This is a genomic window from Vibrio sp. KUL78, assembly GCF_059725505.1.
In genome coordinates this window covers 3,510,459-3,537,452 of sequence record NZ_AP045837.1, presented here as the reverse complement: position 1 = coordinate 3,537,452, position 26,994 = coordinate 3,510,459, and the positions used below count along the sequence as shown (strand labels likewise).

26 protein-coding genes, 1 rRNA gene and 1 pseudogene are annotated in these 26,994 nt (G+C 48.5%); 13 read left to right on the top strand and 15 right to left on the bottom strand.

Annotation, left to right across the window (positions count from 1 at the left end):
• Window positions 1-7 precede the first annotated feature (7 nt).
• Window positions 8-1,532: pseudogene (locus AC6I8Y_RS16465) on the top strand (YifB family Mg chelatase-like AAA ATPase).
• Here the strand turns inward: AC6I8Y_RS16465 and AC6I8Y_RS16460 are convergent.
• Entirely contained in the window at window positions 1,533-2,510 is a 978-nt protein-coding gene (locus AC6I8Y_RS16460) for a DUF2860 family protein (protein WP_498020577.1), read from the bottom strand.
• A 137-nt stretch (window positions 2,511-2,647) separates the two neighbouring features.
• The gene (locus tag AC6I8Y_RS16455) at window positions 2,648-3,637 is read right to left on the bottom strand and encodes a DUF2860 domain-containing protein (protein ID WP_498020576.1); all 990 of its coding nucleotides are present in this window, start codon (window positions 3,635-3,637) and stop codon (window positions 2,648-2,650) included.
• 199 nt (window positions 3,638-3,836) lie between these two features.
• On the opposite strand from AC6I8Y_RS16455, the gene yihG reads away from it, so the two are divergent.
• Window positions 3,837-4,721, top strand: coding sequence for a 1-acylglycerol-3-phosphate O-acyltransferase, YihG family (yihG, locus tag AC6I8Y_RS16450; protein WP_394154573.1), 885 nt, complete (start codon window positions 3,837-3,839; stop codon window positions 4,719-4,721).
• 66 nt (window positions 4,722-4,787) lie between these two features.
• Here the strand turns inward: yihG and AC6I8Y_RS16445 are convergent, their stop codons facing one another.
• The 5 genes from AC6I8Y_RS16445 to AC6I8Y_RS16425 form a co-directional block, all read right to left on the bottom strand.
• Window positions 4,788-5,387: a thiol:disulfide interchange protein DsbA/DsbL gene (locus tag AC6I8Y_RS16445; RefSeq protein WP_042478078.1), complete on the bottom strand. Its 600-nt coding sequence runs from the start codon at window positions 5,385-5,387 to the stop codon at window positions 4,788-4,790.
• A gap of 52 nt (window positions 5,388-5,439) precedes the next feature.
• The gene (locus AC6I8Y_RS16440; protein ID WP_498020575.1) at window positions 5,440-6,423 is read right to left on the bottom strand and encodes a serine/threonine protein kinase; all 984 of its coding nucleotides are present in this window, start codon (window positions 6,421-6,423) and stop codon (window positions 5,440-5,442) included.
• 60 nt (window positions 6,424-6,483) lie between these two features.
• Complete coding sequence (ccoG, locus tag AC6I8Y_RS16435; RefSeq protein WP_234494875.1) at window positions 6,484-7,902, bottom strand: cytochrome c oxidase accessory protein CcoG; 1,419 nt, start codon at window positions 7,900-7,902, stop codon at window positions 6,484-6,486.
• Window positions 7,903-8,148: 246 nt separating this feature from the next.
• Window positions 8,149-8,415: a YihD family protein gene (locus AC6I8Y_RS16430; RefSeq protein WP_042478074.1), complete on the bottom strand. Its 267-nt coding sequence runs from the start codon at window positions 8,413-8,415 to the stop codon at window positions 8,149-8,151.
• A gap of 116 nt (window positions 8,416-8,531) precedes the next feature.
• The gene (locus AC6I8Y_RS16425; protein ID WP_498018382.1) at window positions 8,532-8,774 is read right to left on the bottom strand and encodes a hypothetical protein; all 243 of its coding nucleotides are present in this window, start codon (window positions 8,772-8,774) and stop codon (window positions 8,532-8,534) included.
• Between the two features lie 236 nt (window positions 8,775-9,010).
• Here AC6I8Y_RS16425 and AC6I8Y_RS16420 point away from each other — a divergent pair, with 236 nt between their 5' ends.
• Complete coding sequence (locus AC6I8Y_RS16420; RefSeq protein ID WP_498020574.1) at window positions 9,011-9,811, top strand: sporulation protein; 801 nt, start codon at window positions 9,011-9,013, stop codon at window positions 9,809-9,811.
• 69 nt (window positions 9,812-9,880) lie between these two features.
• Window positions 9,881-10,531, top strand: a complete 651-nt coding sequence (trhA, locus tag AC6I8Y_RS16415) for a PAQR family membrane homeostasis protein TrhA (RefSeq protein WP_498020573.1) — start codon at window positions 9,881-9,883, stop codon at window positions 10,529-10,531.
• Between the two features lie 16 nt (window positions 10,532-10,547).
• On the opposite strand, the gene AC6I8Y_RS16410 is transcribed toward trhA, so the two are convergent.
• The 5 genes from AC6I8Y_RS16410 to def all read right to left on the bottom strand — a co-directional run bounded on the left by AC6I8Y_RS16410 (window position 10,548) and on the right by def (window position 16,342).
• On the bottom strand, window positions 10,548-11,993 hold the full coding sequence (locus tag AC6I8Y_RS16410; RefSeq protein ID WP_498020572.1) for a TrkH family potassium uptake protein: 1,446 nt from the start codon (window positions 11,991-11,993) through the stop codon (window positions 10,548-10,550).
• 9 nt (window positions 11,994-12,002) lie between these two features.
• A complete protein-coding gene (gene trkA / locus AC6I8Y_RS16405) occupies window positions 12,003-13,379 on the bottom strand; it encodes a Trk system potassium transporter TrkA (RefSeq protein ID WP_498020571.1) in 1,377 nt (458 codons plus the stop codon).
• Window positions 13,380-13,481: 102 nt separating this feature from the next.
• Window positions 13,482-14,762 (bottom strand): 16S rRNA (cytosine(967)-C(5))-methyltransferase RsmB, encoded by a 1,281-nt coding sequence (rsmB, locus tag AC6I8Y_RS16400; RefSeq protein ID WP_498020570.1) that lies wholly within the window; start codon window positions 14,760-14,762, stop codon window positions 13,482-13,484.
• 90 nt (window positions 14,763-14,852) lie between these two features.
• Entirely contained in the window at window positions 14,853-15,800 is a 948-nt protein-coding gene (fmt, locus tag AC6I8Y_RS16395; protein ID WP_498020569.1) for a methionyl-tRNA formyltransferase, read from the bottom strand.
• Between the two features lie 32 nt (window positions 15,801-15,832).
• Window positions 15,833-16,342, bottom strand: a complete 510-nt coding sequence (def, locus tag AC6I8Y_RS16390) for a peptide deformylase (RefSeq protein ID WP_042478058.1) — start codon at window positions 16,340-16,342, stop codon at window positions 15,833-15,835.
• Window positions 16,343-16,707: 365 nt separating this feature from the next.
• Between def and AC6I8Y_RS16385 the strand changes: the two genes are divergently transcribed.
• The 4 genes from AC6I8Y_RS16385 to AC6I8Y_RS16370 are packed head-to-tail and all read left to right on the top strand — an operon-like array spanning window position 16,708 to window position 19,779.
• Complete coding sequence (locus AC6I8Y_RS16385) at window positions 16,708-17,538, top strand: hypothetical protein (RefSeq protein WP_498020568.1); 831 nt, start codon at window positions 16,708-16,710, stop codon at window positions 17,536-17,538.
• 37 nt (window positions 17,539-17,575) lie between these two features.
• Entirely contained in the window at window positions 17,576-18,676 is a 1,101-nt protein-coding gene (gene dprA, locus AC6I8Y_RS16380; RefSeq protein ID WP_394154587.1) for a DNA-processing protein DprA, read from the top strand.
• Between the two features lie 2 nt (window positions 18,677-18,678).
• Complete coding sequence (locus AC6I8Y_RS16375; RefSeq protein ID WP_042478052.1) at window positions 18,679-19,155, top strand: DUF494 family protein; 477 nt, start codon at window positions 18,679-18,681, stop codon at window positions 19,153-19,155.
• 45 nt (window positions 19,156-19,200) lie between these two features.
• Entirely contained in the window at window positions 19,201-19,779 is a 579-nt protein-coding gene (locus AC6I8Y_RS16370; protein WP_234494868.1) for a DNA topoisomerase family protein, read from the top strand.
• A gap of 50 nt (window positions 19,780-19,829) precedes the next feature.
• Here the strand turns inward: AC6I8Y_RS16370 and AC6I8Y_RS16365 are convergent, their stop codons facing one another.
• Window positions 19,830-20,960: a 5-(carboxyamino)imidazole ribonucleotide synthase gene (locus tag AC6I8Y_RS16365; protein WP_498020566.1), complete on the bottom strand. Its 1,131-nt coding sequence runs from the start codon at window positions 20,958-20,960 to the stop codon at window positions 19,830-19,832.
• A 2-nt stretch (window positions 20,961-20,962) separates the two neighbouring features.
• On the bottom strand, window positions 20,963-21,448 hold the full coding sequence (gene purE, locus AC6I8Y_RS16360; protein ID WP_042478050.1) for a 5-(carboxyamino)imidazole ribonucleotide mutase: 486 nt from the start codon (window positions 21,446-21,448) through the stop codon (window positions 20,963-20,965).
• Between the two features lie 183 nt (window positions 21,449-21,631).
• Here purE and tsaC point away from each other — a divergent pair, with 183 nt between their 5' ends.
• From tsaC to AC6I8Y_RS16340, 4 genes are all read left to right on the top strand, one after another.
• Entirely contained in the window at window positions 21,632-22,189 is a 558-nt protein-coding gene (tsaC, locus tag AC6I8Y_RS16355; RefSeq protein WP_234494865.1) for an L-threonylcarbamoyladenylate synthase type 1 TsaC, read from the top strand.
• 9 nt (window positions 22,190-22,198) lie between these two features.
• Complete coding sequence (hemF, locus tag AC6I8Y_RS16350; protein ID WP_252012955.1) at window positions 22,199-23,104, top strand: oxygen-dependent coproporphyrinogen oxidase; 906 nt, start codon at window positions 22,199-22,201, stop codon at window positions 23,102-23,104.
• A 116-nt stretch (window positions 23,105-23,220) separates the two neighbouring features.
• On the top strand, window positions 23,221-24,048 hold the full coding sequence (aroE, locus tag AC6I8Y_RS16345) for a shikimate dehydrogenase (RefSeq protein ID WP_234494863.1): 828 nt from the start codon (window positions 23,221-23,223) through the stop codon (window positions 24,046-24,048).
• Window positions 24,049-24,052: 4 nt separating this feature from the next.
• Window positions 24,053-24,316 carry a DUF1488 family protein gene (locus AC6I8Y_RS16340; protein ID WP_252012954.1) on the top strand — a complete coding sequence of 88 codons (264 nt, stop codon included), beginning with the start codon at window positions 24,053-24,055 and terminating at the stop codon, window positions 24,314-24,316.
• On the opposite strand, the gene AC6I8Y_RS16335 is transcribed toward AC6I8Y_RS16340, so the two are convergent.
• The gene (locus AC6I8Y_RS16335) at window positions 24,313-24,861 is read right to left on the bottom strand and encodes a gamma carbonic anhydrase family protein (RefSeq protein ID WP_498020565.1); all 549 of its coding nucleotides are present in this window, start codon (window positions 24,859-24,861) and stop codon (window positions 24,313-24,315) included. The two genes, AC6I8Y_RS16340 and AC6I8Y_RS16335, sit on opposite strands and share 4 nt — an antisense overlap.
• 514 nt (window positions 24,862-25,375) lie before the next feature.
• On the opposite strand from AC6I8Y_RS16335, the gene AC6I8Y_RS16330 reads away from it, so the two are divergent.
• Window positions 25,376-26,927, top strand: a 16S ribosomal RNA gene (locus AC6I8Y_RS16330).
• The last annotated feature ends 67 nt before the right edge of the window (window positions 26,928-26,994 follow it).

The window sequence follows — 26,994 nt, the reverse complement described above, 5'->3', positions numbered from 1 at the left end:
GGATTCTATGGGATTATCTATTATTTATAGCCGTGCCAGTGTTGGTGTGGAGGCACCTTTGGTGACGGTGGAAGTGCACATCAGTAATGGCATGCCAGGCTTTACACTGGTAGGACTTCCCGAGACAACCGTAAAAGAATCTAAGGACAGAGTTCGCAGCGCCATCATCAATTCTCGCTTCGAGTTTCCTGCCAAAAAGAATTACGGTTAATCTCGCCCCTGCGGATCTGCCTAAAGAGGGAGGGCGGTTTGATTTACCGATAGCGTTAGGAATACTCGCTGCGTCCGACCAACTGCCACACGATAAGCTGCTGGCACATGAGCTGGTCGGTGAACTGGCGTTGTCAGGGGAGCTAAGATCGGTGAAAGGTGTGCTACCTGCCGCGCTCGCCGCCAACAAAGCGCAGCGCTGCTTGCTTGTACCAGAAGACAATGGCGACCAAGCAGCGCTCGTGGGCAAAGAGAACCACAAATCTGCCTCCTCACTATTGGATGTGTGCAGTTATCTGATGGGGCAGCAGACGCTTTCTTTAGTGACCAGTGAAGCGCGAGCGCCATCTTGCGCTAAAACGCGCGATCTTCAAGATATTATTGGTCAGCAGCAGGGTAAACGTGCATTAGAGATCGCAGCGGCAGGTAATCATAATCTATTGTTCTTGGGACCACCGGGAACCGGTAAGACCATGCTCGCTTCTCGCCTGTGTGACTTGCTGCCGGAGATGAGTGAAGAAGAAGCGATGGAAACCGCCTCTGTCGCTTCGTTAACTCAACAAGAGATCAACGAGAGTAACTGGAAAACCAGGCCTTTTCGAGCGCCCCATCATTCCAGTTCAATGGCCGCGTTGGTTGGTGGCGGATCTATTCCAAGACCCGGAGAAATCTCGCTGGCGCACAACGGGCTGCTTTTCTTAGACGAGATGCCGGAGTTTGAGCGTAAAGTGCTGGATTCACTTCGTGAGCCACTAGAGTCTGGTGAGATCATCATTTCTCGCGCCCAAGGAAAAACGCGTTTCCCAGCGAGATTTCAGCTTGTTGGTGCACTAAACCCGAGCCCTACAGGCTACTACGAAGGCAATCAAGCCAGAACCAATCCGCAGCTCATTCTTCGTTATCTGAGTCGACTATCCGGACCGCTGCTGGATAGGTTCGATATGTCTATCGAGATACCTTCACTGCCCAAAGGGACCTTGGCGGAAGGTGGCGATAGGGGAGAAACCACGCAAGTGGTTAAGCAGCGTGTGTTGGTTGCCAGAGAGAACATGCTATCGCGAAGTGGTAAGGTCAATGCCCTGTTGCAAAGTCGCGAAATCGAGCACTACTGCCGATTAGAAAAAGCTGATGCCGAGTTTTTGGAGAATGCTCTGCATCGCTTAGGTCTATCGATTCGCGCGTATCATCGTATTATCAAGGTGGCGCGAACCATTGCTGACCTTGCCAATGAGCCCAACATACAGAGAGCTCATATTGCAGAGGCGCTAGGCTATCGCGCCATGGACAGATTGCTCAAGCAGCTTACTGCGCAAGCGGTGTAGTTAAAACGCGAAGTTCATACCAATAGAGGTGATCCAATCTGCGGAGTCATAGAAGGCGATTGAGGAGTCTGTCGCGTTGTAGCCAGAGAGCGAGATCAGCGATAGGGACTCAATGTTTCCTAGCGACAGGTACTCATAGGCAAGAAATGCACTGTACTTGTCGTCGATACGACCAGACTGCTCGAATATCGCATTGCTACCACGATATTCGTGATTCATGTAGCTCATGGTTGCGGCAATGCTATGGTTTTTATGAACAAACAAAGCGGTAAGTTCGCTGCCCACACCTTGGTTGTTAAGCGCTTCGCCTTTGGCGTCATCGAGGAGGTAAATCAGTGAGGGAAACAGCGTCCAAGCGTTGCTCATCGATAGGGTGTAAGAGCCTTTAACGTAGTACATGTCGCTGTTACGGTCGTATTGACTCGACAGGTTGTTTGTTAGGTTGGCGGCGGAGCTTTCGTCGGTTACCTCGCGGTTGCCGTAAGCCATATCAAGGGTAAACAATGAGCCTGCAATATTCTCTATTTGTAGGCGATAGGCTTCGCCCTTTGCTTCGGTCTCTTCGAGCTGATCGGCACCGACGTAAGGGTTTTTCCAGATGGGCTCACCAATCACGGTAGGGAGATAAGAGGCACTCCAAATGGAGCCGTCTTGCAATTGCTGGCGATAGCCACCTTCGAGCACAAAGGTACCGACTGCGATGTCGTCTCGAGATGTACCGACAAACCACTCTTTGTCACGCTGAGCACCATAGGTGTATTTCACCATGCCAAGTGGCATCCAAAAATCATCATAGGCTTCTTGCGAGGCGCTGATTTTTGGATCTAAGCTTGCGACAAGATTCGACTTATCACCAACCTGCGCACTACTGATGGATATCTCTCCGCTAAACCCGCTCTCGGGTGCAAGAGCCGCCGATACTGAATGGGAGAACACTACCAGCAGAGTGGCGCAGAGAAGAGGCTTACTTATCGTCATACTATATCCGTCAGAAAAAGGCACGCTCATCACGTACACCTATATTTAGTGCGGATACTTTAACGACAAAAAATGGCTTAACAACACATCTTGCTAAGCCATATATCGGTTGCTTTAATGCTTTGGGCGAGCTTCTATTAGAATTCCCAGTTTAGACCAACAGACGTAATCCAATCTTTGGAGTCATAGAACTCGATGTTTGAACTGCTGTTGTTGATACCACCGAAAGCAACCAATGAGAGGTTGTCTGAGTAAAAGATGCCTGGGTACTCATAGGCCAAGAAGGCTTTCCACTCATCATCTTTGCGAGTGACGTCATCAAACACTGGGTTGGCACCGTCATACTGACGATTCAAGTAGGTTACAGTGAAGGCAAATTGGTGATTTCCTGCCGAGATGAAGGAAGACACTTCAGCACCATAGGTATTGCTCTTCATCGCGCTGCCATTGGCATCTTGCTGGGTGTAAATCAGTGCCGGGAACAACAGAACGCCTCGATTGATCGGTAGCATCATCTTGAACTTGCCGTAGAAGATATCAGCGTTACGGTCCAGCGTTGCCATTTCTTCAGCGCTTAAGCCCGCTCCCGAGCCGGATAGCTCTGAATCCAGTTCGCGTTTACCGTAAGCTAGGTCGAGACTAAACAGAGAACCGGCGATATTATCGATCTGCATACGGTAGGCGGTACCTTTCTCATCCGTGGTGTTTCGCGCGGTATTGAGGAGGTATGGGTCTTGCCAAACTTCGCCTTCAAGAATGGTTGGGAGTACTGCTAGACTCCACTTGGTGCCACCTTGAAACTGATAGCGATAGCCTGTTTCTAGCGCAAGAGTACCTACTGCTACGTCTGCTCGAGAGGTACCTAAGAAAACTTGATGGTTGGAGCGTGAGCCCCACGTGTATTGAACGTTACCTAGAGGGAGAACGAGCGCGCTGCTATTTTCTTGCTGTCCCCCATTGTAGGTACGGAACTCATCATCGGTATTGGTGAGATTTGACGTTTTACTGGCGTAAGCGGCGTTTATTGCTATCTCGCCACTAAAGCCATTACTTTCTCCTAATTTAGCCACTGCACCATGAGAGACAACACTCAGTGACACTGCTAAGACACTCCATGCCCTTTTCATAACGGTTCCTTATCACATTCTGAATATCGAGGTAACGGTTGTAATTATATGTTTATGTTATGTTATTGGTTCAGAATAAGATTGTTTTTTGCAAGTTACAACACAAATCAGACCAATAAATTAATCGTTGCGTGGGGCTTTTCCCCTTGTACAATTAACCGCCATAAAACTGTTACAAATACTTCATAGAACGTTAGATATGCTTGGATACCTAATTTTTGTAATGAGTTCGTCGCTCGTCATTCTCAACACGGCATTTTGCTCTATCCCAATCTTGGGTTTTGGGTTGATCAAACTGGTGTTGCCGTTTAAGCCTATTCAGGCACTGTGTACCTCGCTGGCAAACAAGTTTATGTGGCTGTGGGCAACCATAAACCACGGCATACTGCATTTGGTGAATCCAAAGCTCGAATGGGATATTGAAGGCATAGAATTGCTGAAAAAAGATGGCTGGTATCTGATGATCAGCAATCACCTTAGCTGGACTGATATCGTCGTCCTGTGCAGCGTGTTTAAAGACCGTATTCCAATGCCAAAGTTTTTCCTTAAACAGCAACTGCTGTATGTGCCATTCGTGGGGATGGCGTGTTGGGCGCTGAATATGCCCTTTATGAAGCGCTATTCTCGCGAGTATTTGATTAAGCACCCAGAGAAACGTGGTCAAGATTTGGAAACCACCCGCCGCTCATGCGCCAAGTTTAAGGATACCCCAACAACGGTTGTGAACTATGTTGAAGGGACTCGTTTTACGCCTGAAAAGCAAAAACGCAGCAAAGCAGGCTTCGAGCACTTACTGCAGCCTAAATCGGGTGGCATAGCTTACACACTGGCCGCGATGGGCGAACAGTTTGATAGCATTATCGATGTGACACTCGCCTACCCAGAGAACCGTGTTGAGCCTTTTAAGGCAGCGTTGATGGGTAACATGACTAAGATCGTGGTTAAGGTGCGAACCTTACCCGTCGACGAGAATGTCCGCGGCGATTACTTTAATGACAAGCCATACAAACGTCGCTTCCAGCAATGGCTGGGAGAGGTCTGGCAAGAAAAAGATGAGGCGCTGAAAGAGGTTCATCGCAAATAAAAAAAACCGAGCCTTCAGTGTTGACTGGGCTCGGTTTTTTCTACATTCGTTATTTCGACGCTAGGGTTACTTCTTCAGTAGGAAGTTAACCAGCTCAAAATACTCATCCAGAGACTGGATACTTCCAGATTCCACTAGATATTTATTGTTCACCACAACCGCTGGAACACCTGATAAGCCACTGTCTTTGAACTGTTTGTCAAAGCGGCGCACCATTGAATCAACAGCAAAACCTTTGAATGCTGAGTCGAATTTCTTCGCATCAACACCTTCATCAAGGAAGATCTGGCGAAGCTCTTCATCGTTTCTTGGTGGTTGGTTTAGGTCATGGATACGGCGGAACATCACTGGCACCATCTTGTCTTCGACTTTAAGTGCAATCATGGTCGCGTAAGCCTTGCTCATCGACATACCCATGTTACCACCCATAAAAGAGACGTGGTTCTTTTGGAATTTCGCGTCAGCAGGGATCTTTTTCTTCAACTGAGCAATGATAGGCTCAAAGCTATTACAGTGTGGGCAATAGAATGAGAAGAACTCGGTGACGACAGGCTTAGACGACTTTTCTAGCTCCAACACTTTATAGTGAGTGCCTTCTTGGAACTGTGCGGCACTGACGCTTAGGCTGACGAGTAGCGTCGCAAAAAGTGCGATGATTTTTTTCATTATTTTCTCCATGTGTATAACTCAATCCTATTGATGGATTTCGACTAGTTTGTCACCACTGCGGCTGCAATGAAAGTGGCTTTTCGTTAAGAGCGGCAATTTGCTCCTTAAACCCCAGTACCTGGCCTTCCCAATATTTGGCGTCGTTGAACCAAGGAAACGCGAGCGGAAACGCAGGATCATGCCAGCGCTTGGCTAGCCATGCCATGTAGTGCACCATACGTAGACCGCGTAAAGGCTCAATAAGTTTCAATTGACTGCTAGGTAAGTCGCTGAATTCTTGATACCCCTCCAATAACACGTCGAGTTGCATCAGTTTGTCCTGACGGTCACCATTGAGCAGCATCCACAGGTCCTGAACCGCAGGTCCGTTACGCGCATCGTCGAGGTCGACGAACATTGGACCATCACGCCATAGAATGTTGCCTGGGTGACAATCGCCATGCAGCCTAATGGTCTCAGTGGGTTGCCAATGCGCTTCAATCTGATTAATAAGCATGTCCAAATCACTAAAGAAGGCGTTCTCTAGATGCGTGGGGATAAAGCTCGAATTTTGCAGAAGGGTGCGAGGCTGGTACAGATACTCGTCCAGACCTATGGTCGGGCGGTGTTCAAATGGCTTGCTTGCACCGACTTTATGAATACGACCAAGGAAGCGTCCCACCCATTCAATCTGCTCAAGGTTATCGACCTCGAATTGTCTGCCGCCTTCGCTCGCAAACAGGGTGAATAGGTAGCCTTGATACTCATGAATCGACTGTCCGTTGATAATGAGTGGTGCAGAGACTGGCACTTCATGCTCCAGTAGTTCATGAGCAAAATCGTGCTCTTCTTGGATCTGTGCGTGTGTCCAGCGTTGAGGGCGATAAAACTTCACCACATAGCGTCGGCGTTCTTCATCAGTGAACTGATAAACACGGTTTTCGTAGCTATTGAGGGGAAGTAGACCGGATTCGGCTCTGACTCCAATACTTTCAAGGGCGTACCACATGAAATCGGGTGTCAGGGCATCGAAGTTGAACGCAGTATCTGTCATCGTGATGATAAAAAAGGCTCGTTGCCGAGCCTTTTCCTATTATGTCGTGCTGCTAGCGAGCTAGAGCTTTTTGATAAATCGACTCTCCACTTGTACGGAGAAGTCATTACTGTCGCTCAGTATAAACTGAATTGTTGAGACAGGTGAACTTAGCTCATCAGGATTTGCACCCAGACTCATCGGCAGGTTGTACACCTCACCTGGCTCAACGGTGATGGTTTGTCTGCCATACCAGGTTGCCCCTTCTAAACCAGAGACGCTCAAAGTATATTGCTGCTCTTGCTGTGTTTTGTTGATGACCTTTAAGGTGTAGGTGTTCTCGACCAAACCGTCACTGTTGACGCGGAACAATTGGTTACGGTCGCGAAGGACACTCAAGCCTGCTGGATCTACTGCAGAGACTTGCGCAAAGAACAGCCCCACCATGACCAGCAATACCGCGCCATAGCCGAGCAGTTTTGGTCGCATGACTTTGGTGTGTTTACCTGAGAGTCTATGTTCAGTGGTGTAGCTAATCAGCCCTTTGTCGTAGCCCATGCGGTCCATGGTCTTGTCACAAGCGTCGATACAGGCGCCGCAGTTAATACATTCGTATTGCAGACCATCGCGAATATCGATACCCGTTGGACAAACTTGTACACACAGATCGCAGTCGATACAGTCGCCTAAGCCAAGCTGCTTGGGATCGGCTTTGCGAGAGCGAGGTCCACGCTTTTCACCGCGCTTAGTATCGTAACCGACGATAAAGGTGTCTTTGTCGAACATCGCCGACTGGAAGCGAGCGTACGGGCACATGTGGATACACATAATAGAGCGCATCCAGCCAGCATTAGCGTAGGTACACGCGGCGAAGAACACGACCCAAAAAACTGGCCAAAAACTGGCATTGAAGGTGAAGAAGTCGCTGACTAGAGGCCCAATCGGTACAAAATAGCCGGTAAAGGTAAAGCCGGTGGCAAGGGCAATCGCAATCCAAGCGGCATGTTTGAGACCTTTGCGAGCAATAAGGTTACCGGTAAGCTTTCCGCTATCTTGCTTGCGGCGTTTGTTCGCGCTGCCTTCCAGTTTTTCTTCAAACCAGATGTACATAAAGGTCCACACAGTTTGCGGGCATAAGTAGCCACACCAGACGCGACCTAGAAAGGTGGTGATAAAGAACAGACCAAAGGCCGCGACCATAAATAGCAGAGCGAGTAGGGTGAGATCTTGCGGGTAAAGGGTGGTACCAAAGAAGTTAAACTGCTGATTACCGATATCGAGCAGTACCGCTTGTCTCTCGCCATAGGGGATCCATGGAATGATGGCAAACAGTACGAGTAAGAACCAGCCACCGTAGCGTCTGAGTTTTTGAAAGGTACCTTTGCTTTCGCGTACATAGATTCGATTGCTTGGGTTGAATCTGTCGCCGTTGCCTTTGTGGGTTTTGGGGTTGAACGTTTTGGGTGTTACATCCTTTACGTCGATTTTATCCTGACTCATTGTTGAGTGTCCTTCTTGGGCTGACGGTGCGTTTCGGACGCACTCTATCTATTCCGACATTGCATTGACTGTGTACGACGCCATGCCATTTTATGTGGCAGTTTTATTCAGTACGCAGTATGAAAACCCAAGGATTATAACCCTGATAACAATTTCATTTCTTTAAGGCTATCAACCTTTAACAACAAAATTAGCCAAGGCTCATATAAAAAACGACCCTTAGAGGATCGTTTTTATAACTATTCGTTATTTGATGATGCCGCGAGCCTTGAGCAAAGCTGTCTTGAAATCATCCTCTTGGTCTTTGGCAAGGCCTGGGATCATTTCGTCTTTTTTACTGTTACGCATCTTTAGGTGATAGATGAGTACATCGTCGGTCAATTCTTCCAGTTTGCCATCATAGCCCGCTTCATTAGCAAGCTTCACTAGGAATTCCAACAAGTTAAGATCAGAATCTTTTTGCCATTCAGGGTGAATGAGCTCGATTAGTTCGTTGACGCGGTGACACTTCATAACTTTCTCCACAAAATTTATAGGTATTTTTGAGTAAAAGTATCAAAGTTCATTGAGAATACCAATATGTGGTGAAATGGAAGGCAAAAAAAAGCGCAGACAGACTGCGCTTTTTATTAAGCTGCTTTAACAACGCGTGTTGGCGTTGATGTCATTCGGACACCTTGCTCAACGAGGGTCATTGAAGGAGCGACTTTTTTCGCGACAGGAGCAGAGACAAAACCACTGCGACGACGCATTGACGCACTGCGATGTACTGAGTGCGAGAACCTGACGGGTGTTGGGCGCATATTGTTGTAACCTAACAAGTCAGGCAATTCCGTTGCCAAATAGTTGGCCTGACTACTTATGAGAAACACTGAATAGACACCCAATGTCGCTCTTTTTTGACTAATGCCACTCCAAATAAGTAATCAGGAATTACGGTGTGCATGCACACCACGCATAGAATAGCAGTAAGCTTCGGTATATTCGATAGATCCCATAAAAAAAGTGGTTAATTTTTCTTCACCGACTCTGTGCGCATATCGTTTGTTTTCTCGGCAGATTTACGATACAACACTAACAGTGTCTTTGGTTATAAAGGGAAGTAAGTATGTCTTTTTTCAAAAAAACCTTAGCAAGTTTTGGGATAGGGGCGGCCAAAGTTGACTCTGTCCTACATCAAGAGTTTCTTCATCCAGGGGAAACGGCAAAAGTGACCATCCATGTGTATGGCGGTAAAACGGCGCAAACGGTTGATAACATCAAGCTTAAACTGTGTTGTCGCTATATTGATGAAGTGGCTCAGAATCAAAACGACAACAGTAACCACCATGGCGTCCCTAAAAAGAAAGTCTCCAAGACCTACGAGTTGCAATCGTGGACGCTTCCATACGCCTTTACCATCGAGCCCGGGGAAACCCGTGACTTTGATGTCGAGCTAGATGTGCCTTGGAACACGCCCGTGACGATTGGTGATTCTCGAGTCTGGTTGGAAACCGGTTTGGATATCGCTATGGCGGCGGACCCTCAAGACAAAGACATGCTGACCGTTCGCCCCGATCCTTTGATTGATGGCATCTTCGTCGCACTTGAAGACCAAGGGCTGCGCATTCGTCAGGTTGAATGTGAGGCAGCTAAGGGCTTTGCGATGCCCTTTGTTCAAGAGTTTGAGTTTGTGCCAACCACAGGACCTTATCACGGACGCTGGCGTGAGCTCGAGATCATCGCCTATCGAAGCGAAGATGAGCTAAAGCTGTGGTTTGAGATTGACCGCAACAAAGAGGGAGTGAAAGGTATGCTCTCTAGCTTGATTGGTCTAGGTCAACTGAAACGAGAATTGACATTGCTAAGTTCCCTGTCAGGTGAAGAGGCTGGAAAACAAGTCCTCGATTATCTAGAGCAAACCACCTAAGTTTGAGCTAACACATGTTCGCTGAATGTGGCATACTCTGATTTTCTGGCGAAAATGAGAGTATGCTCAATGTCGACGATCACTTCTAATTACAGTCTACGTGAAGAGTGGGCAAACAGTGTTACCCACGGCATTGGCGTTATCCTTTCTATTATCGGATTGATAATGCTGCTGCAGCGATCGCTGGCAGCAGGTGCCGACGTCATGACCATCACCAGCATGAGCTTATATGGTGGTAGCATGATTACCTTATTTCTCGCATCAACGCTGTATCACTCCATCCCAAACCCAAGCAGTAAGCGCTGGCTCAAGACCTTTGATCATTGCGCCATTTTCTTGCTTATCGCCGGCAGCTACACCCCATTTATGCTTGTCAGCCTGAGGACGCCTCTCGCGGTGGGATTGATGATCGTGATTTGGGCGTTGGCCGTGATAGGCATCATTATGAAGCTGTTCTTCGTGTATCGATTTAAACGCGCATCATTGATTACTTATTTGGTGATGGGATGGCTGTCGCTGATCGTGATTTACCAGCTTGCCAAACATCTCGACCCATCCGGTTTGATTCTTCTGGCTGCTGGTGGCGCGATTTACACGCTCGGTGTGGTGTTCTACGCCAATAAGCGCATTCCTTACAATCATGCTATTTGGCATCTATTTGTGCTCGGTGGCGCGGCGTGTCACTTCTTCGCCGTCTATTGGTACGTAGAGCCTGTTTAGCGCTCCGTCAAAATGCTTAGCGGCGCCAGAACGCAGGGAAGAACAATACGATTAGGGTCAGGATTTCTAGGCGTCCCATCAGCATGCCAAAGCTGAGTAACCACTTAGCGGCATCCGGTAGAGGGGCAAAGTTTCCTGTTGGACCAATTACCGATCCCATTCCTGGGCCCACGTTGGCAACGGCCGTTATCGCGCCAGAGATACTAGTCACTGGATCCAGTCCCATGGCACTGAGTGCGCCTGCCAGCACGATAATGGTCACAAAGAACATCAACCCAAAGGCGACAACCGAACGGACGATGTCGTCGTTTACTGGCCTTTGATTGTATCGTTGAACAAACACGCCTGAAGGGTGGATAAGCTTCATCATCTGCTTGTGAAGCAGAGTCACCGCAATCTGAAAACGAAAGATTTTGATACCACCGGATGTCGAGCCTGAGCAGGCACCGACCATCATCATAAAGGCAAAGACCACGGATGGGAGCGGTCCCCAAGCGGTGAAATCTTCCAGTCCAAATCCAGTGGTGGTGACGACAGAGACGATATTGAACATGGATACGCGGAAGGCATCGGCGAGTGTATAGCCATCTTCAATAAACAGCCAAAGCGCAACGACGGAGCTGGAGACTAGAAATAGATAACCGAAGCCTCTTACCTGTGCATCATTCAAGAGCACTCTAGGATCTCGCTTAGACAGTGCGGCAACAAAAAGCAGGAATGGCAGACCACCTAAGAACATAAACACGGTACCAACCCAATGTGAGCCCTGTGAGAAATGATTCATTGAGCCGTCAGAGGTTGAGTATCCTCCGGTGGATAGGGTGGTAAAGGAGTGGTTGATGGCATCAAAAAGGTTCATTCCAGTGGCGAGATAGCCGAGCAGACACAGCCCAGTTAGCACTAGGTACACCACAACGATGTTTTTCGCGACGGTCTTGGCGCGTGGACTGCTCTTATCTGACCAATCGGAAGACTCGGTTTGGAACAGCCTCATACCACCCACGTTGAGCATGGGGAGCACCGCCACCGCCATAACGATAAAGCCAATACCGCCAAGCCATTGCAAGATGGATCGCCACAACAAAATACTCGGTGCCATAGTGTCTAGGCCACTGAGTACGGTAGAGCCTGTTGTCGTGATACCTGACATGGTTTCGAAGTAGGCATCGGTAAAGCTGATGTGGTTGATGAATACGAAGGGCAGCGCCGCGAAAGCGCTGGCAATGGTCCACACTAAACTGGTGATCAAGAACATATCTCGAACACCAAGCTTAAAGTGTTTGGTTCGGCCTATAGATAGACACAAGAATGCCGCAACATGGGTAATGATGACCGCTAGACCAAAATCGAGGAAGCCATCAGTACCCGTAAAGAAGGCGACCAATGTCGGTACGTACATGAATAGGGCGAGTTTAGAGAGTACTAACCCTATAACGAACGAGACCGGGCGGGCGTTAACCATAAAATTGCCTTACAAGAAGAACGCGCTCGGCTGGAACAATGCCTCAACATCAGGCACGTATTTCTTATCAACCAAGAACATCACCACGTGGTCGTCCTGTTCGATAATGGTTCGGTCATGGGCAATCAGTACTTCTTCACCGCGCACAACGGCGCCAATGGTGGTACCAGGTGGTAGTTTGATATCGCCGATGGCTTTGCCAACTACTTTGGAGGTGGTTTCGTCACCATGTGCAACGGCTTCGATGGCCTCGGCTGCGCCGCGACGTAGTGACGAAACGTTAACGATGTCAGCGCGGCGAACGTGTGTCAGTAGCGCCGAAATCGTGGCTTGTTGCGGTGAAATCGCCACATCAATGGTACCGCCTTGTACCAAGTCCACGTAGGCGCCACGCTGGATCAGTACCATCACCTTCTTAGCGCCCATTTTCTTCGCCAGCATAGCTGACATGATGTTGGTTTCATCTTCGTTGGTGAGGGCAATAAACACATCGACTTGATCGATGTTTTCTTCGGCAAGCAGCTCTTGGTCAGCGGCATCACCGCAGAATACGATGGTGTTTTCTAATTCTTCAGAAAGTTTTTCAGCGCGCTGATAGCTGCGTTCAATCAGTTTAACGCTGTAGGTTTGCTCTAGACGTTTAGCGAGGCTGGCACCGATATTACCACCACCCACAATCATGATACGGCGATACGGCTTTTCTAGACGCTGTAGCTCACTCATGACCGAGCGTATGTGGTTACTTGCCGCGACAAAGAATACTTCGTCATCAGCTTCAATGATGGTGGTACCCTGAGGACGGATTGGTCGCCCTTGACGGAATATTGCTGCTACGCGGGTGTCAATGTGTGGCATGTGCTCACGCAATGTAGACAGCGCATTACCAACCAACGGGCCGCCGTAGTAAGCTTTAACCGCGACCAAACTAACTCGCTCATCGGCAAAACTGACCACTTGCAATGCACCTGGGTATTGGATCAGTCGTTCGATGTAGCTGGTAACGAGTTCTTCTGGCGCGATAAGGTGGTCAACAGGGATAGCACCCGAGTTAAACAGGCTCTCTTTTTCGATCAGGTACTCACGAGAGCGAATACGTGCCACGCGGTTTGGTGTATTGAAGAGCGAGAACGCGACCTGACAGGCTGCCATGTTGGTTTCGTCCATGTTGGTCACCGCGACCAACATGTCAGCATCTTGTGCGCCGGCCTCTCTTAAAACGTCTGGGTGACAGGCGTAACCATTCACCACGCGCAAATCATACTTATCTTGCAGCTCTCTTAGGCGGTCGCTGTCGCGGTCGACGATAGTAATATCGTTGTTTTCACCAACGAGGTTCTCCGCTAGGGTGCCACCAACTTGACCAGCTCCAAGAATGATGATTTTCATAACATTTCGCTCTTCTGTTTTTTATAAACTCATTACGCCAATAGCATAGCCATCAATAAGTTAGCATGCTATTGATTTTTAAGTTCACTATCTAATGGTCGATTACTGCGTCTTTTGTAGAACAGCGTAATAGAAGCCATCCATATCGTGCTCACCCGGAAGAATCTGACGTCCAGGGTTCTCTTTATCTGAGCCGATAAGCTTGGCATTTGCCGTACGAGCCAAGAAAGCAATCACTTGGTCTCTGTTTTCTTGCGGCGTGATAGAGCATGTCGCATAAACCAAGGTACCGCCTACTTTCAATTGCTGCCACATAGCATCAAAGATTTCGCGTTGTAACTTAGCGAGTGCTTCAATGTCGTCAGCGCGGCGCAGCCATTTAATGTCGGGGTGGCGGCGAATAACGCCTGTTGCCGAACACGGTGCATCCAATAAGATGCGATCGAACTGCTCGCCTTGCCACCATTCTTGTGGCGTTCTTGCATCTCCACAGACGACCTTCGCCTGAAGATTCAGACGTTTTAGGTTGTCATGAACACGCTTTAGACGAGTTTCGTCACAATCAATCGCGACCACTTGACTCTCTTTGGTGCGCTCTAGGATATGTGCAGTCTTGCCGCCTGGGGCTGCGCAGCAGTCTAGGATCAGCTCGCCATCTTGTGGCTGTAGATAGTTAATCGATAGCTGTGCCGCCGCATCTTGAACTGAGACCCAACCCTTCTCAAAACCTGGTAATTTGGTCACATCGCAAGGCGCGGCCAATTTTAGGGCATCTTGCGCTTCTGGGTGAGAGGTGGAATCTATGCCTTCATTTTTGAGAAGTGCCTGATAGTCATCACGAGGTAGGTGCTGGTGGTTCACGCGCAGCCACATAGGCGCCTTCATGTTGTTGGCTTCAACAATGCTCTCCCACTGCTCAGGGTAGCTCTGTTGCAGCAGCTTCAGCAGCCAACTTGGATGACCATATTTACCTGCGTTGTGGCTTACCGATTTTTGGTCTAGCTCTTCTTGATTGCGCTGGTAGTTACGCAGTACCGCATTAATCAAGCCGCGCAGTCTTGGGCCTTTGAGCGCTTTGGTTGCTTCCACTGTCTCACCAACCGCGGCGTGCGCAGGAATACGCATATGACCGATTTGGTAGAGTCCGACCAAAATCAAATGATGAAATACGCGCTGTTTGCCTTTTAGGGGTTTATCCATTAATTCGGAGGCGACAGATTCAAGACGAGGCAAGATTCGAAGTGCACCAAAGCAGATCTCTTGTAGCAGTGCTTGGTCGCGAGGTTTCACCTGCTGCTGACCCAATGGAAGAGCACTCGATAACGATTGGCCTTTATCAACCACTTGGAAAAGGATATTAGCCGCGACAGCGCGAACGTTCATGTTAGTTACCTAAAATTGTGTTGCTATGAAAACAAACTAGGGCCCGTACTGGTCAGTACTGGCCCTAAATATCGTACGCGGTAGGTATCGTTATCCTAGGATACTACCGACTTCAAACCAGCTAGCTTTGGAATTAAGAACATCACTCACTGACATGGCTTTTTTGCCTGGGATCTGAATCTGCTCCAGAACCAAGGTGTCTTTGCCTGTTGCGACGTAAATTCCTGTTTTATCAGCCTTAAGAATAGTCCCCGGTTTGGCGTCTGTCGCATTCGCTTCAACGCGCGATTGCCAAACCTTGATGTTGTTCTCTCCAACAGAGAAGAAACTCATTGGCCACGGGTTAAATGCACGAATGCAGCGCTCAATAAACGCGGCATCTTGAGACCAATCAATCTTGGCTTCGTCTTTGCTCAGTTTGCTGGCGTAATTGGCTTGCTCATCGTCCTGTTTTACCGGGTTGGCATTGCCTGACGCGATATCGCCAAGACAATCAACCAAAGCTTCAGGGCCCAACTCGGCGAGCTTATCGTACATAGTCGCGCTGGTGTCGGTGGCTTCAATCGGAAGCGTTGCGATCTTTAGCATGTCGCCGGTATCAAGGCCGATATCCATCTGCATGATGGTAACACCAGTTTCTGCATCGCCCGCCCAAATAGAACGTTGAATCGGCGCCGCACCGCGCCAGCGAGGCAAGATCGAACCATGCACGTTGATACAGCCAAGCTTTGGTGTATCCAGAACGGCTTGAGGAAGCAGTAGACCGTATGCCACGACAACCATGATGTCAGCGTTAAGATCTTTTAGCTCTTGTTTTGCCTCATCAGATTTGAAATTGACGGGCTGATAAACCGGGATGTCATGCTCAAGCGCAATGTTTTTAACTGGACTTGCTGTGAGTTTTTTACCACGACCTGCTGGGCGATCTGGCTGGGTATAAACAGCGACAACCTCGTGCTCCGAAGACAATAACGCCGCCAAGTGACGGGCGGCGAAGTCTGGAGTACCGGCAAACACAATACGTAATGATTGGCTCACACTGACCTCTCTTAACTTAAATTCTTATTCGATTACTGCTTAGCGTTAAAGCGCTTAATTTTCTCAAGCTTGTCTTTAATACGCTTGCGCTTTAGAGGGGATAGGTAATCAACAAACAGTTTACCCTCTAGGTGGTCAAGCTCATGTTGAACACAGATAGCCAGTAGATCGTCCGCATCGAAAGTGAACTCTTCACCGTCGCGGTTTAGCGCTTTTACGGTGACTTCAGCTGCGCGAGGCACCAATGCACGAGCGCCAGGAACCGATAGACAGCCTTCTTCGATACCGTCTTCACCACGTTTTTCAGTGATTTCTGGGTTGATCAGAACCATAGGCTCGTCGCGAGTATCTGAAATATCAATCACAACAATTCGCTGATGAACGTCAACTTGGGTTGCTGCCAGACCGATACCTTCTTCGTCGTACATGGTTTCAATCATGTCGTCGACGATTTTTTGGATTTCCGGCGTTACCGCTTCAACGGGCTTTGCTACCGTTCTTAGGCGATCATCCGGGAAAGTTAATACTTGTAATACAGACATATACACTCAAAATGTTGAACTGTGCCGAATAGGCTTGGACTTCGTTGGTTCAATTCTAGACATTTTCCAACCTAAATGACAGCATCCCTTGAAACAAAGCGAAGGATTGCGGTGTATGAAGCAGGGAAATGTGCTGTTATTGAGGGGGTTACATTGTTGTCGTCACGCTCGTTTTAGGTTTTCCCTCCCTCGCTGATAATTCACTCACCTTAAAAGACCAAGCCCCTTCATTCTACCAAGTGAAAAAGGGCGACACGCTTTGGGCTATTTCCAGCCTTTATCTGTATTCTCCGTGGCGCTGGCCAGAACTCTGGGGATACAATAGACACATCCATAATCCACACCTTATTTATCCTGGTGACCGATTGTCGCTGAGCTGGGTCGATGGCCAGCCAAGATTGACTCGTAAAAAGCTTGAGAAGCTATCGCCGAGTATTCAAATCGCGAGCAAAGCACCAATCGCTGCAATTAACGCGATAACGCAAGCTCGCTACACACGTATAGAAGGGTTGGTCTTAAGTAGTGAGCTGCGAGATTTTCCCAAAGTGATTGGCTCCAGCAACGGGCTAAAGTATGTCACCGCTCAAGATGATGTTTATATCAACTATCAAGGTAATGAAACCGATTGGGCCATTTACCGTGTAAGCCAAACATTCTCTGCATTGCAACCAGAGTACAGTATGCAGCAGGTTAGGATGGTGGCAGTCGCGAAGACGAAAACACAGAGTGCTGACATCACAACACTTGAGATTGAAAGGCTCATTCATGAAGTTAAACAGCAGGATGTGGTGATTCCTCTGTCGTCGGTTCAAACGCCTGCACATCTCCAATCTTTTGAACCTCACGCCGGAATACCTGCCGATGGACTTGCTATCGTTGGCATGATGGAAGCCACCCATTATGCGGTTCGAGGTCAGGCGGTGGTACTTAATCACGGGTTTGTGTCTGGTATTGAGCAAGGGAGTAGCTACACACTGGTGAGACCGGCACAGGCGTTTCAGTTCGCTCAAGGGGAGCACGGATTGACTGACACCTACCACGAAGGGCTATCACAACAATTGCCGACGATAGAAATTGGGCATCTTGTGGTGATTCGCAGCTATCCGTTTTTCAGTATCGCCCTCATTACCGAGGCCAGTGAGCCCATTACTCGCCAAACCATTGTGGCTAATCCTGATAAAACGCCGACCAGTTAATGGGCCATGCTATTGATGAAAGGTATGGATGAATGCTATGGATGATAATTCGAGAGTAGCTTGGCTCCGCCTCTCCCTGTGTCCGGGAATTGGTCCCGTCACGTTTTATAAGCTGCTAGCCGTTGATGACCCACGCAACATTGTGGAGTCAGATGAACAAACCTTATCTGCGATAGGGCTCAAGCCAAATCAAGTGAGCTTTATTCGGCGTAAGTCAGTTGAGCTTGCACATAAAGCGATGGAATGGAGCAATGGTGCCGACAACCACATCTTAATCCATCAAGATGAGCACTATCCGCCATTATTGCGTGAGTCTAAGGGCTGTCCTCCGGTTCTTTATGTCCAAGGCGATGTGAGTTTGTTGTCCGATCAGCAAATCGCCATGGTAGGCAGCCGAAATGCCAGCACAGGTGGTCTCGAGACTGCGCGCAGCTTTGCTGCTGAGTTTGTTCGGTATGGCTATTGCGTAACAAGCGGTCTGGCACTCGGAATTGATGGCCATGCTCATCAGGGAGCACTAGATGCATGCGGGAAAACCATAGCGGTATTGGGCTCAGGGCTAGGCTCTATTTATCCAGCCCGCCACCGTTCCCTCGCGCAAAGGGTTGCTCAGCACGGAGCCTTGGTGAGTGAGCACCTTCCGTGGATAAAGCCAAGAGCGGAGCACTTTCCGAGACGAAATAGAATTGTCAGCGGGCTATCACTCGGTGTCGTGGTGGTGGAAGCGGCCGAGAAAAGTGGCTCACTGATAACCGCAAAATATGCAGCGGAGCAAGGACGTGAAGTTTTTGCTATTCCCGGTTCCATTCGCCATGCCTATCACTCGGGGTGTCATTCATTAATACGAACGGGCGCCTGTCTCGTACAAAGTGTTGAAGATGTATTGTGTGAAATAGAATCTCTGTCTAACTGGTCTAAAAAAGTACAACCAACACTTTTTGACCAAGTTATTGATAAAGAAGAATTGCCATTTGCAGATCTGTTGGCTAACGTAGGAATAGAGGCAACGCCGGTTGATATTTTGGCGCAAAAGACCCATATTCCTGTTCAAGAGGTCATGCAACAGCTTTTAGAGCTCGAATTATCGGGTCATGTTGTTGCTGTAAACGGTGGTTATATTCTTAAGGGGAGAGGCTAGCTATGATGATGGACATACTGATGTACCTGTTCGAAACCTACGTGCATAGCGATGCAGATCTGCAGGTAGACCAAGACGAACTTGAGGATGAGCTGTTAAGAGCAGGCTTTAAGCAAAAAGATATCTACAAGGCACTCGAATGGCTTGAGGATCTAGCTGAGCTGCAAAACACCGACAATCACTCCGCCATTGCGATGAGTGCCGCGACCTCGACACGGATCTACACCGCTCAAGAAATGACGCGCATGGATGTGAAAAGTCGTGGACTACTGATGTTCCTAGAACAGATTGGTGTACTGACCACAGAAACCCGTGAAATGGTTATCGACCGTGTAATGGGACTGGAAACCAACGACTTTGAGCTCGATGACCTGAAATGGATCATTTTAATGGTTTTGTTCAATGTTCCAGGCAACGAAAACGCGTACACTCTCATGGAAGAACTCATCTACACCGCTGAACGAGGTGTGGTGCATTAATCCTCCCAGCCCAATCAATTGGGTTGCTTGCGTTAAGAGAACACCATGAGTGGTAAAATCGACAATCAACTTTTCTCGGCTCATGAGCATGCACTGGATCATGAGCCGTGTCCTCAATGTGACGCTGGTAAGCTGATCCTTAAAAATGGCAAACACGGCCCTTTTCTAGGTTGCGACCAGTACCCTAGCTGCGATTACATTAAACCCTTGCATCAAAATGATGGTCATATCATCAAAGAGTTAGGTGTAGCGTGCCCTGACTGTGGCTCAGAGCTACTGCTGCGCCAAGGACGATTTGGAATGTTTATCGGCTGCAGTAACTACCCAGAATGTCATTTTATTCAATCACCCAACAAGCAAGAAGAGCCAGAGCAACCAACCCAAGCGACGGTCTCCTGTCCGGAATGTGCTAAAGGCGCGCTGACAGAGAGAAAGTCGCGCTTTGGCAAGGCCTTTTATGCCTGCGATCAGTATCCGAAGTGTAAGTTCGCAGTTAATCACCCTCCAGTCGAGGGGCACTGTCAGTATTGTGGTTTTGAGTTGTTGGTAGAAAAGAAGCGGGCATCAGGTACGGTACTTGAGTGCGCGTCAAGGCGCTGCCATAAAGTGCAAGAAAGCGAATAACAAAACGGCTCCCAATGGGAGCCGTTTTAAATTCTAGCGTTTAACCAAGCTTAAAGTGCTTCAGCGGCTGGTTTAAGTGCAGGAAAAGCGGTCTCATCTAGGAGTTCAGACAAGGCAAGCAGCTGCGCTTTTAACGCGGCTTTGTCGTCTGCAGTCACATTGATGTGACCCATCTTACGACCAGCACGTTTGTCTTTACCATACCAGTGCACGTGGCAGCCAGTCAGAGCATGCACGGCTTCTGGCAGGGTATCTTCACCCAAAATGTTTACCATTGATGTCGTGCGAATGGCTTGTGTCGAGCCCAGCGGCATATCGCATACTGCGCGTAGGTGGTTTTCGAACTGACAGGTATCGGCACCTTGCTGAGTCCAATGCCCAGAGTTGTGCACGCGAGGAGCGATCTCGTTGACAAGCAACTGACCATTGACATCGAAGAACTCAAGCGCGAGTACACCCACATAGTCCAGAGACTCAGCAACAGCGGTAAACATCTGCGCCGCTTGTGCTTGAAGTTCAGGTTCATCAATCGCAGTAGATAGTGTCAATACGCCATCGGTGTGCACATTTTCAGCCAGTGGATAGATAGCAATCTCACCTTGCTTATTGCGAGCACCAACCAATGAGACTTCCCGTTGGAAAGGAACAAACTCCTCGGCAACAATGGCTTGGCTGTCTGATTCAGCAATGCACTGTGCCATTTCGGTCCAGATAGCATCGACGTCATCAAGCGTTTTCAATCGCCACTGGCCTTTACCATCGTATCCGCCTAAAGCGCTTTTGAGCACCATTGGAAGGCCAACATGCTCAATAGCCGCGTCGAAATCAGCGCGTGTGTTGATGACAGCGTATTTAGCGTTCTTCACTCCGGCATTGTCGAGAAGTGCTTTCTCTAAGCGACGGTCACCACCGGCTTTGATGGCCTCTGTCGAAGGTAGGAACTTGCCACTCTTCTCACAGATTGCGAGCACGTCATGTGGAATATGTTCGAACTCAGCGGTAATCACATCAGCTTGAGCGATCGCCTGCTCTAGACCGTTACCTAAAACTTCAAGTGTTAGCGGGTGAACGATATTCTCGCTACGCACGTCAAACGCGGAGATTTGAATATTCAATGGAGCGCCAGCCAGTGACATCATACGTGCCAGTTGTCCGGCCCCTAGAACCAGTACATGTTTCATTGTTAGTCCTCAGAAGGATCTGGGTTAGCAAGTACGGTTTCTGTTTGTTGGCTGCGGAACGCTTCAACTTTTTCCATCACGGCATTATCGTGAACACCAATGATTTGCGCAGCTAGGATACCGGCATTTGCTGCACCTGCTTCACCAATTGCCAGTGTGCCAACCGCAATGCCTTTTGGCATTTGCACGATAGACAGTAATGAATCCATGCCCTTTAGGGCACGGCTTTGAACTGGAACGCCTAATACAGGAACGCTTGTGAATGCTGCAGCCATACCAGGAAGGTGTGCAGCACCGCCTGCGCCTGCGATGATAACTGAGATGCCACGCTCTTTAGCAGAGGTCGCGTAGTCAGCGAGTAGTTGCGGTGTACGGTGAGCAGAAACAACCTTGGTTTCATAATCCACACCAAACTGATCCAGCATTTCTGCTGCAAGTTTCATGGTTGGCCAATCTGATTTTGAACCCATAATAATGCCGACTTTCATCCGAAGCTCCTTCAAGGCGTGTGCAAATGGACTAATTTGCGCGCATTATACGAGGATTTTTTTCTTAGGAAAACGTTTGCGTGGGTGAATTTTGTGTTTTTTTCTGGATTCTCACCCGGCTTTTGAGCATAGTGCCGTTGAAATGTAAAATAATTGTTTAGCTTTTAATAAAAGGAAGTCTCGGTGGATAATTTTCAAACCACAGTTGCGGCGCTTCAATCCGGTGAAGTAATTGCTTATCCAACGGAAGGTGTGTTCGGTGTTGGATGTGACCCTGATGATACTAAGGCGATTGAAAAACTGCTGGCAGTAAAAGAGCGTCCGGTAGAGAAAGGTCTTATCCTCATCGCGGCCAATTTTGAACAGCTGCGTCCCTATATAGATGAAACACAGTTAACGCAGCAACAGCTTGAGAGTGTTCAACAGACCTGGCCAGGGCCTTATACCTGGATCATGCCAGCCAGCTCTCGTGTCTCTTCTTGGTTAAGCGGTGCTTTTGATACCATTGCGGTGCGCGTGACCGACCATCAACTGGTGCAAAAGCTGTGTTTGGCCTACGGCAAGCCGATTACCTCAACCAGTGCTAACCTTTCCGGTATGCCATCATGCATGACGACAGAAGAAGTGAAAGAGCAGCTCGGTGACCGATTAGTGGCTATTCTCGAGGGTGAAACCGGCGGTCGAAACAAGCCTAGTGAAATCCGCGATGCGCGCACCTTAAAAGTACTAAGACAAGGTTAAGGAGACCCTGTGCAGCAAGTCGATAAACATCAAGTCAAAGCGTTTCTACTTCAGCTTCAAGACGATATCTGCCAAAAACTCGAGCAACAAGACGGTGTTGCTACCTTTCAGCAAGATGAGTGGCAACGTGAGCAAGGTGGCGGCGGTCGCAGCCGAGTGATGAAAGACGGTCACGTGTTTGAGCAAGGCGGCGTGAACTTCTCACATGTGTTTGGCGACAAGATGCCCGCTTCCGCAACAGCTCACCGACCAGAATTAGCCGGGCGTAAGTTTGAAGCGATGGGGGTATCGCTAGTGATTCACCCTAAAAACCCTTATATCCCTACCTCACATGCCAATGTACGCTTCTTTATTGCAGAAAAAGAGGGGGAAGATCCGATTTGGTGGTTTGGTGGAGGTTTTGACCTGACACCTTTTTATCCGTTCGAAGAGGATTGCCAGCACTGGCATGATACCGCTAAGCAAATCTGCCAGCCATTTGGCGACGAAGTTTATGCGGAGCATAAGAAGTGGTGTGATGATTACTTCTTCTTGCCACATCGAAATGAAACTCGCGGTGTCGGTGGCTTATTCTTTGATGATCTCAATCAGTGGGGATTTGAACGCTCATTTGCCTACATGCAGGCGGTGGGTAATGGGTATACCAATGCTTACTTGCCTATAGTCGAGAAGCGCAAAGACGAGTCTTATGGTGAACGCGAGCGCAATTTCCAGCTGTATCGTCGCGGACGCTATGTAGAGTTTAACCTTGTTTATGATCGTGGGACGCTGTTTGGCTTGCAAAGTGGTGGCCGTACAGAGTCCATTCTGATGTCGATGCCTCCATTGGCTCGTTGGGAATACAGTTACCAACCCGAAGAGGGAAGTGCCGAGGCGAAGCTGTATAGCGACTATCTACAACCTAGAGAGTGGTAATTGAGCGGATAGCCACAGTTCAAATAGCCATGGTTCAACTTGGCGAATGTGTGTCGAAATGATAGTGTCGGGCTATACCTTTCGGCACCCATTAGGCAAGGACAGTAGGCACAGACATGAGCAAGCCCGATCAGTACGTTGTATTTGGTAACCCCATTTCACAAAGTAAGTCACCGTATATTCATACACTTTTCGCACGACAAACCTCGCAAAACCTAGAGTATGGTCGCCAAGAGCCGGAACCCGAAGGCTTCAAACAAGCGGCAACGGACTTTTTTCTATCGGGTGGTAAAGGGTGCAACATTACCGCACCATTTAAAGAAGACGCTTATCAGTTCGCAGGTCGTCTGACCGAGCGCGCGCAGCTTGCCGGTGCGGTCAATACGCTCAAGAAACTTGATGACGGCGAAATCATTGGAGATAACACCGACGGCGAAGGCTTAGTTCAAGATCTGCTACAACACCAAGTTCAGTTAGAAGGCGCCTCCATCTTAGTGATTGGTGCTGGTGGTGCTGCTCGAGGTGTTCTCAAGCCACTACTCGATCAAAAGCCCGCATCTATAACTATCACCAACCGTACTTTTGAAAAAGCACAGCAGCTCTCTGAGCTTTTTGATGAGTTTGGCCCAATTGCAGCGGTGCCAATGAGCGATATTGCAAACGCTTATGATGTGGTCATCAACTCTTCTTCTACCAGCCTCTATAAACAGCTTCCTGATGTTAGTAGTGCTATCTTTGCTAACCACACCGTCAGTTATGACATGACTTATGGTCAAGGGCTAACGACATTCAATCAATGGGCCAAGGATTCTGGCGCAAGATTCGCTTATGATGGTCTAGGTATGCTTGTTGGGCAAGCGGCCGAAAGCTTCATGTTATGGCGAGGTTTGAGACCGGGCACTAAGCAGATCTTGCGAGAGCTAAGAAAGAACCTAGAAGGCTAATCGAATGAATCAGTCCATTTTGTTTTCCGACCAGCTTACTTGGAATGAGGAAACCGGCATGGTTGAGTTCCATGCTCAGCAGGCTGGAATGTTGATTATCTGTTTGGTGAGTTTGGACAAGCTGGGTAAGCTTAATAACTCCAGTGAGGTTTCAAAGGAAAACGCCTTTGAGCAGTTTGAAGCGGCGCGCTTTGATATAGAAGAGATAGCTGAAAGCCTCGTTGAAGATGAGGCTTTCGATGAACAGGGACGCATTATCATTAACTAACGAATGATCGTTACTTCCTGCATATAGTCATTTTTGTTCTGCACATAGTTATTGGCAGAGCGCAGCAAAAAGGCTCTTTCTTTATCGGTTAAAGGACGAGCCTGTTTGACCGGGCTGCCTACATAGAGGTAGCCACTTTCTAAAATTTTATTAGGTGGCACCAGCGAACCAGCTCCTATTATCACATCGGACTCAATGGTTGCGCCATCAAGTACGATGCTCCCCATACCCACAAGAACCCTATCTTTGATGATGCAGCCATGCAGCATTACCTTATGACCGATAGTAACGTCATTACCTATGAGTAATGGGTAGCCTTCAGGGTTTTCCGCATTCTTATGGGTAACGTGCAATACACTGTTGTCTTGGATATTAGTGCGCTCACCGATTTCTATATGGTTCACATCACCACGCGCTGACACTAGGGGCCAAACACTGGCATCTTTACCAAAGCGGACATCACCGACGATAACACTGGTTTCATCTATATAGACGGAGCTGTCTAATTGTGGCTTTATGCCCTTGTAACTGCGAATTGAAGTCATATCAGTCTCTAAATCTGTGGAATGGGGCTATTTTGGCGAGTTATTGCAGTAATTTACAGCGCCAAAGCACAAAAAATAACCATACAAACAAAAAATGCTAAAAAACTGCATTTAGGGTATTGCCAATGTGATTTCGATCTCTATAATGCCCCCTCGCTGACACGGGAAAGGACAACGAAATCCCCAACGAGTCAGAAGGTCACAAGCTTCTAAGAAGCTTAGCAAAATAAGTTGAAAAAAGTGGTTGACACGAAAGCTTATCTCGCTAAAATGGCCATCCGTTTTGAGAGGGACGCTTAGTCCGAAGTTCGAAACAAGCTCTTTAACAATATAAACCTATCAATCTGTGTGGGCACTCGTTGATGATAATCAAATTAGATATTTCTCTTAATAAAGAGCGGTATCAAATTAGGTTTCAATGAAACGAAGTGACCATTGAATCGAAAGATTCAGCACAGTCAATTCAAACATTACTTTATGTAATGTTCAGTATTCATTGAGCCGACAAAATCTTAAATTGAAGAGTTTGATCATGGCTCAGATTGAACGCTGGCGGCAGGCCTAACACATGCAAGTCGAGCGGAAACGAGTTAACTGAACCTTCGGGGAACGTTAACGGCGTCGAGCGGCGGACGGGTGAGTAATGCCTGGGAAATTGCCCTGATGTGGGGGATAACCATTGGAAACGATGGCTAATACCGCATAATAGCTTCGGCTCAAAGAGGGGGACCTTCGGGCCTCTCGCGTCAGGATATGCCCAGGTGGGATTAGCTAGTTGGTGAGGTAATGGCTCACCAAGGCGACGATCCCTAGCTGGTCTGAGAGGATGATCAGCCACACTGGAACTGAGACACGGTCCAGACTCCTACGGGAGGCAGCAGTGGGGAATATTGCACAATGGGCGCAAGCCTGATGCAGCCATGCCGCGTGTGTGAAGAAGGCCTTCGGGTTGTAAAGCACTTTCAGTCGTGAGGAAGGCGGTGTAGTTAATAGCTGCATCGTTTGACGTTAGCGACAGAAGAAGCACCGGCTAACTCCGTGCCAGCAGCCGCGGTAATACGGAGGGTGCGAGCGTTAATCGGAATTACTGGGCGTAAAGCGCATGCAGGTGGTTAGTTAAGTCAGATGTGAAAGCCCGGGGCTCAACCTCGGAACTGCATTTGAAACTGGCTGACTAGAGTACTGTAGAGGGGGGTAGAATTTCAGGTGTAGCGGTGAAATGCGTAGAGATCTGAAGGAATACCGGTGGCGAAGGCGGCCCCCTGGACAGATACTGACACTCAGATGCGAAAGCGTGGGGAGCAAACAGGATTAGATACCCTGGTAGTCCACGCCGTAAACGATGTCTACTTGGAGGTTGTGGCCTTGAGCCGTGGCTTTCGGAGCTAACGCGTTAAGTAGACCGCCTGGGGAGTACGGTCGCAAGATTAAAACTCAAATGAATTGACGGGGGCCCGCACAAGCGGTGGAGCATGTGGTTTAATTCGATGCAACGCGAAGAACCTTACCTACTCTTGACATCCTCAGAAGAGACTGGAGACAGTCTTGTGCCTTCGGGAACTGAGAGACAGGTGCTGCATGGCTGTCGTCAGCTCGTGTTGTGAAATGTTGGGTTAAGTCCCGCAACGAGCGCAACCCTTATCCTTGTTTGCCAGCACTTCGGGTGGGAACTCCAGGGAGACTGCCGGTGATAAACCGGAGGAAGGTGGGGACGACGTCAAGTCATCATGGCCCTTACGAGTAGGGCTACACACGTGCTACAATGGCGCATACAGAGGGCGGCCAACTTGCGAAAGTGAGCGAATCCCAAAAAGTGCGTCGTAGTCCGGATTGGAGTCTGCAACTCGACTCCATGAAGTCGGAATCGCTAGTAATCGTGGATCAGAATGCCACGGTGAATACGTTCCCGGGCCTTGTACACACCGCCCGTCACACCATGGGAGTGGGCTGCAAAAGAAGTGGGTAGTTTAACCTTCGGGAGGACGCTCACCACTTTGTGGTTCATGACTGGGGTGAAGTCGTAACAAGGTAGCCCTAGGGGAACCTGGGGCTGGATCACCTCCTTATACGAAAGATTATTGCGATGAGTGTTCACACAGATTGATTAGGTTTGTAAAGATAAAGAGATTTTGT

Coding starts and splice junctions, on each gene's coding strand:
- AC6I8Y_RS16370 (WP_234494868.1), top strand. CDS start 19,201: ATGAGTGGTAAAATCGACAATCAACTTTTCTCGGCTCATGAGCATGCA.
- rsmB (WP_498020570.1), bottom strand. CDS start 14,762: ATGAACGTTCGCGCTGTCGCGGCTAATATCCTTTTCCAAGTGGTTGAT.
- purE (WP_042478050.1), bottom strand. CDS start 21,448: ATGAAAGTCGGCATTATTATGGGTTCAAAATCAGATTGGCCAACCATG.
- AC6I8Y_RS16410 (WP_498020572.1), bottom strand. CDS start 11,993: ATGGTTAACGCCCGCCCGGTCTCGTTCGTTATAGGGTTAGTACTCTCT.
- AC6I8Y_RS16420 (WP_498020574.1), top strand. CDS start 9,011: ATGTCTTTTTTCAAAAAAACCTTAGCAAGTTTTGGGATAGGGGCGGCC.
- AC6I8Y_RS16455 (WP_498020576.1), bottom strand. CDS start 3,637: ATGAAAAGGGCATGGAGTGTCTTAGCAGTGTCACTGAGTGTTGTCTCT.
- yihG (WP_394154573.1), top strand. CDS start 3,837: ATGCTTGGATACCTAATTTTTGTAATGAGTTCGTCGCTCGTCATTCTC.
- AC6I8Y_RS16335 (WP_498020565.1), bottom strand. CDS start 24,861: ATGACTTCAATTCGCAGTTACAAGGGCATAAAGCCACAATTAGACAGC.
- trkA (WP_498020571.1), bottom strand. CDS start 13,379: ATGAAAATCATCATTCTTGGAGCTGGTCAAGTTGGTGGCACCCTAGCG.
- AC6I8Y_RS16340 (WP_252012954.1), top strand. CDS start 24,053: ATGAATCAGTCCATTTTGTTTTCCGACCAGCTTACTTGGAATGAGGAA.
- AC6I8Y_RS16460 (WP_498020577.1), bottom strand. CDS start 2,510: ATGACGATAAGTAAGCCTCTTCTCTGCGCCACTCTGCTGGTAGTGTTC.
- ccoG (WP_234494875.1), bottom strand. CDS start 7,902: ATGAGTCAGGATAAAATCGACGTAAAGGATGTAACACCCAAAACGTTC.
- AC6I8Y_RS16440 (WP_498020575.1), bottom strand. CDS start 6,423: ATGACAGATACTGCGTTCAACTTCGATGCCCTGACACCCGATTTCATG.
- aroE (WP_234494863.1), top strand. CDS start 23,221: ATGAGCAAGCCCGATCAGTACGTTGTATTTGGTAACCCCATTTCACAA.
- AC6I8Y_RS16430 (WP_042478074.1), bottom strand. CDS start 8,415: ATGAAGTGTCACCGCGTCAACGAACTAATCGAGCTCATTCACCCTGAA.
- AC6I8Y_RS16375 (WP_042478052.1), top strand. CDS start 18,679: ATGATGATGGACATACTGATGTACCTGTTCGAAACCTACGTGCATAGC.
- AC6I8Y_RS16365 (WP_498020566.1), bottom strand. CDS start 20,960: ATGAAACATGTACTGGTTCTAGGGGCCGGACAACTGGCACGTATGATG.
- dprA (WP_394154587.1), top strand. CDS start 17,576: ATGGATGATAATTCGAGAGTAGCTTGGCTCCGCCTCTCCCTGTGTCCG.
- def (WP_042478058.1), bottom strand. CDS start 16,342: ATGTCTGTATTACAAGTATTAACTTTCCCGGATGATCGCCTAAGAACG.
- AC6I8Y_RS16445 (WP_042478078.1), bottom strand. CDS start 5,387: ATGAAAAAAATCATCGCACTTTTTGCGACGCTACTCGTCAGCCTAAGC.
- trhA (WP_498020573.1), top strand. CDS start 9,881: ATGTCGACGATCACTTCTAATTACAGTCTACGTGAAGAGTGGGCAAAC.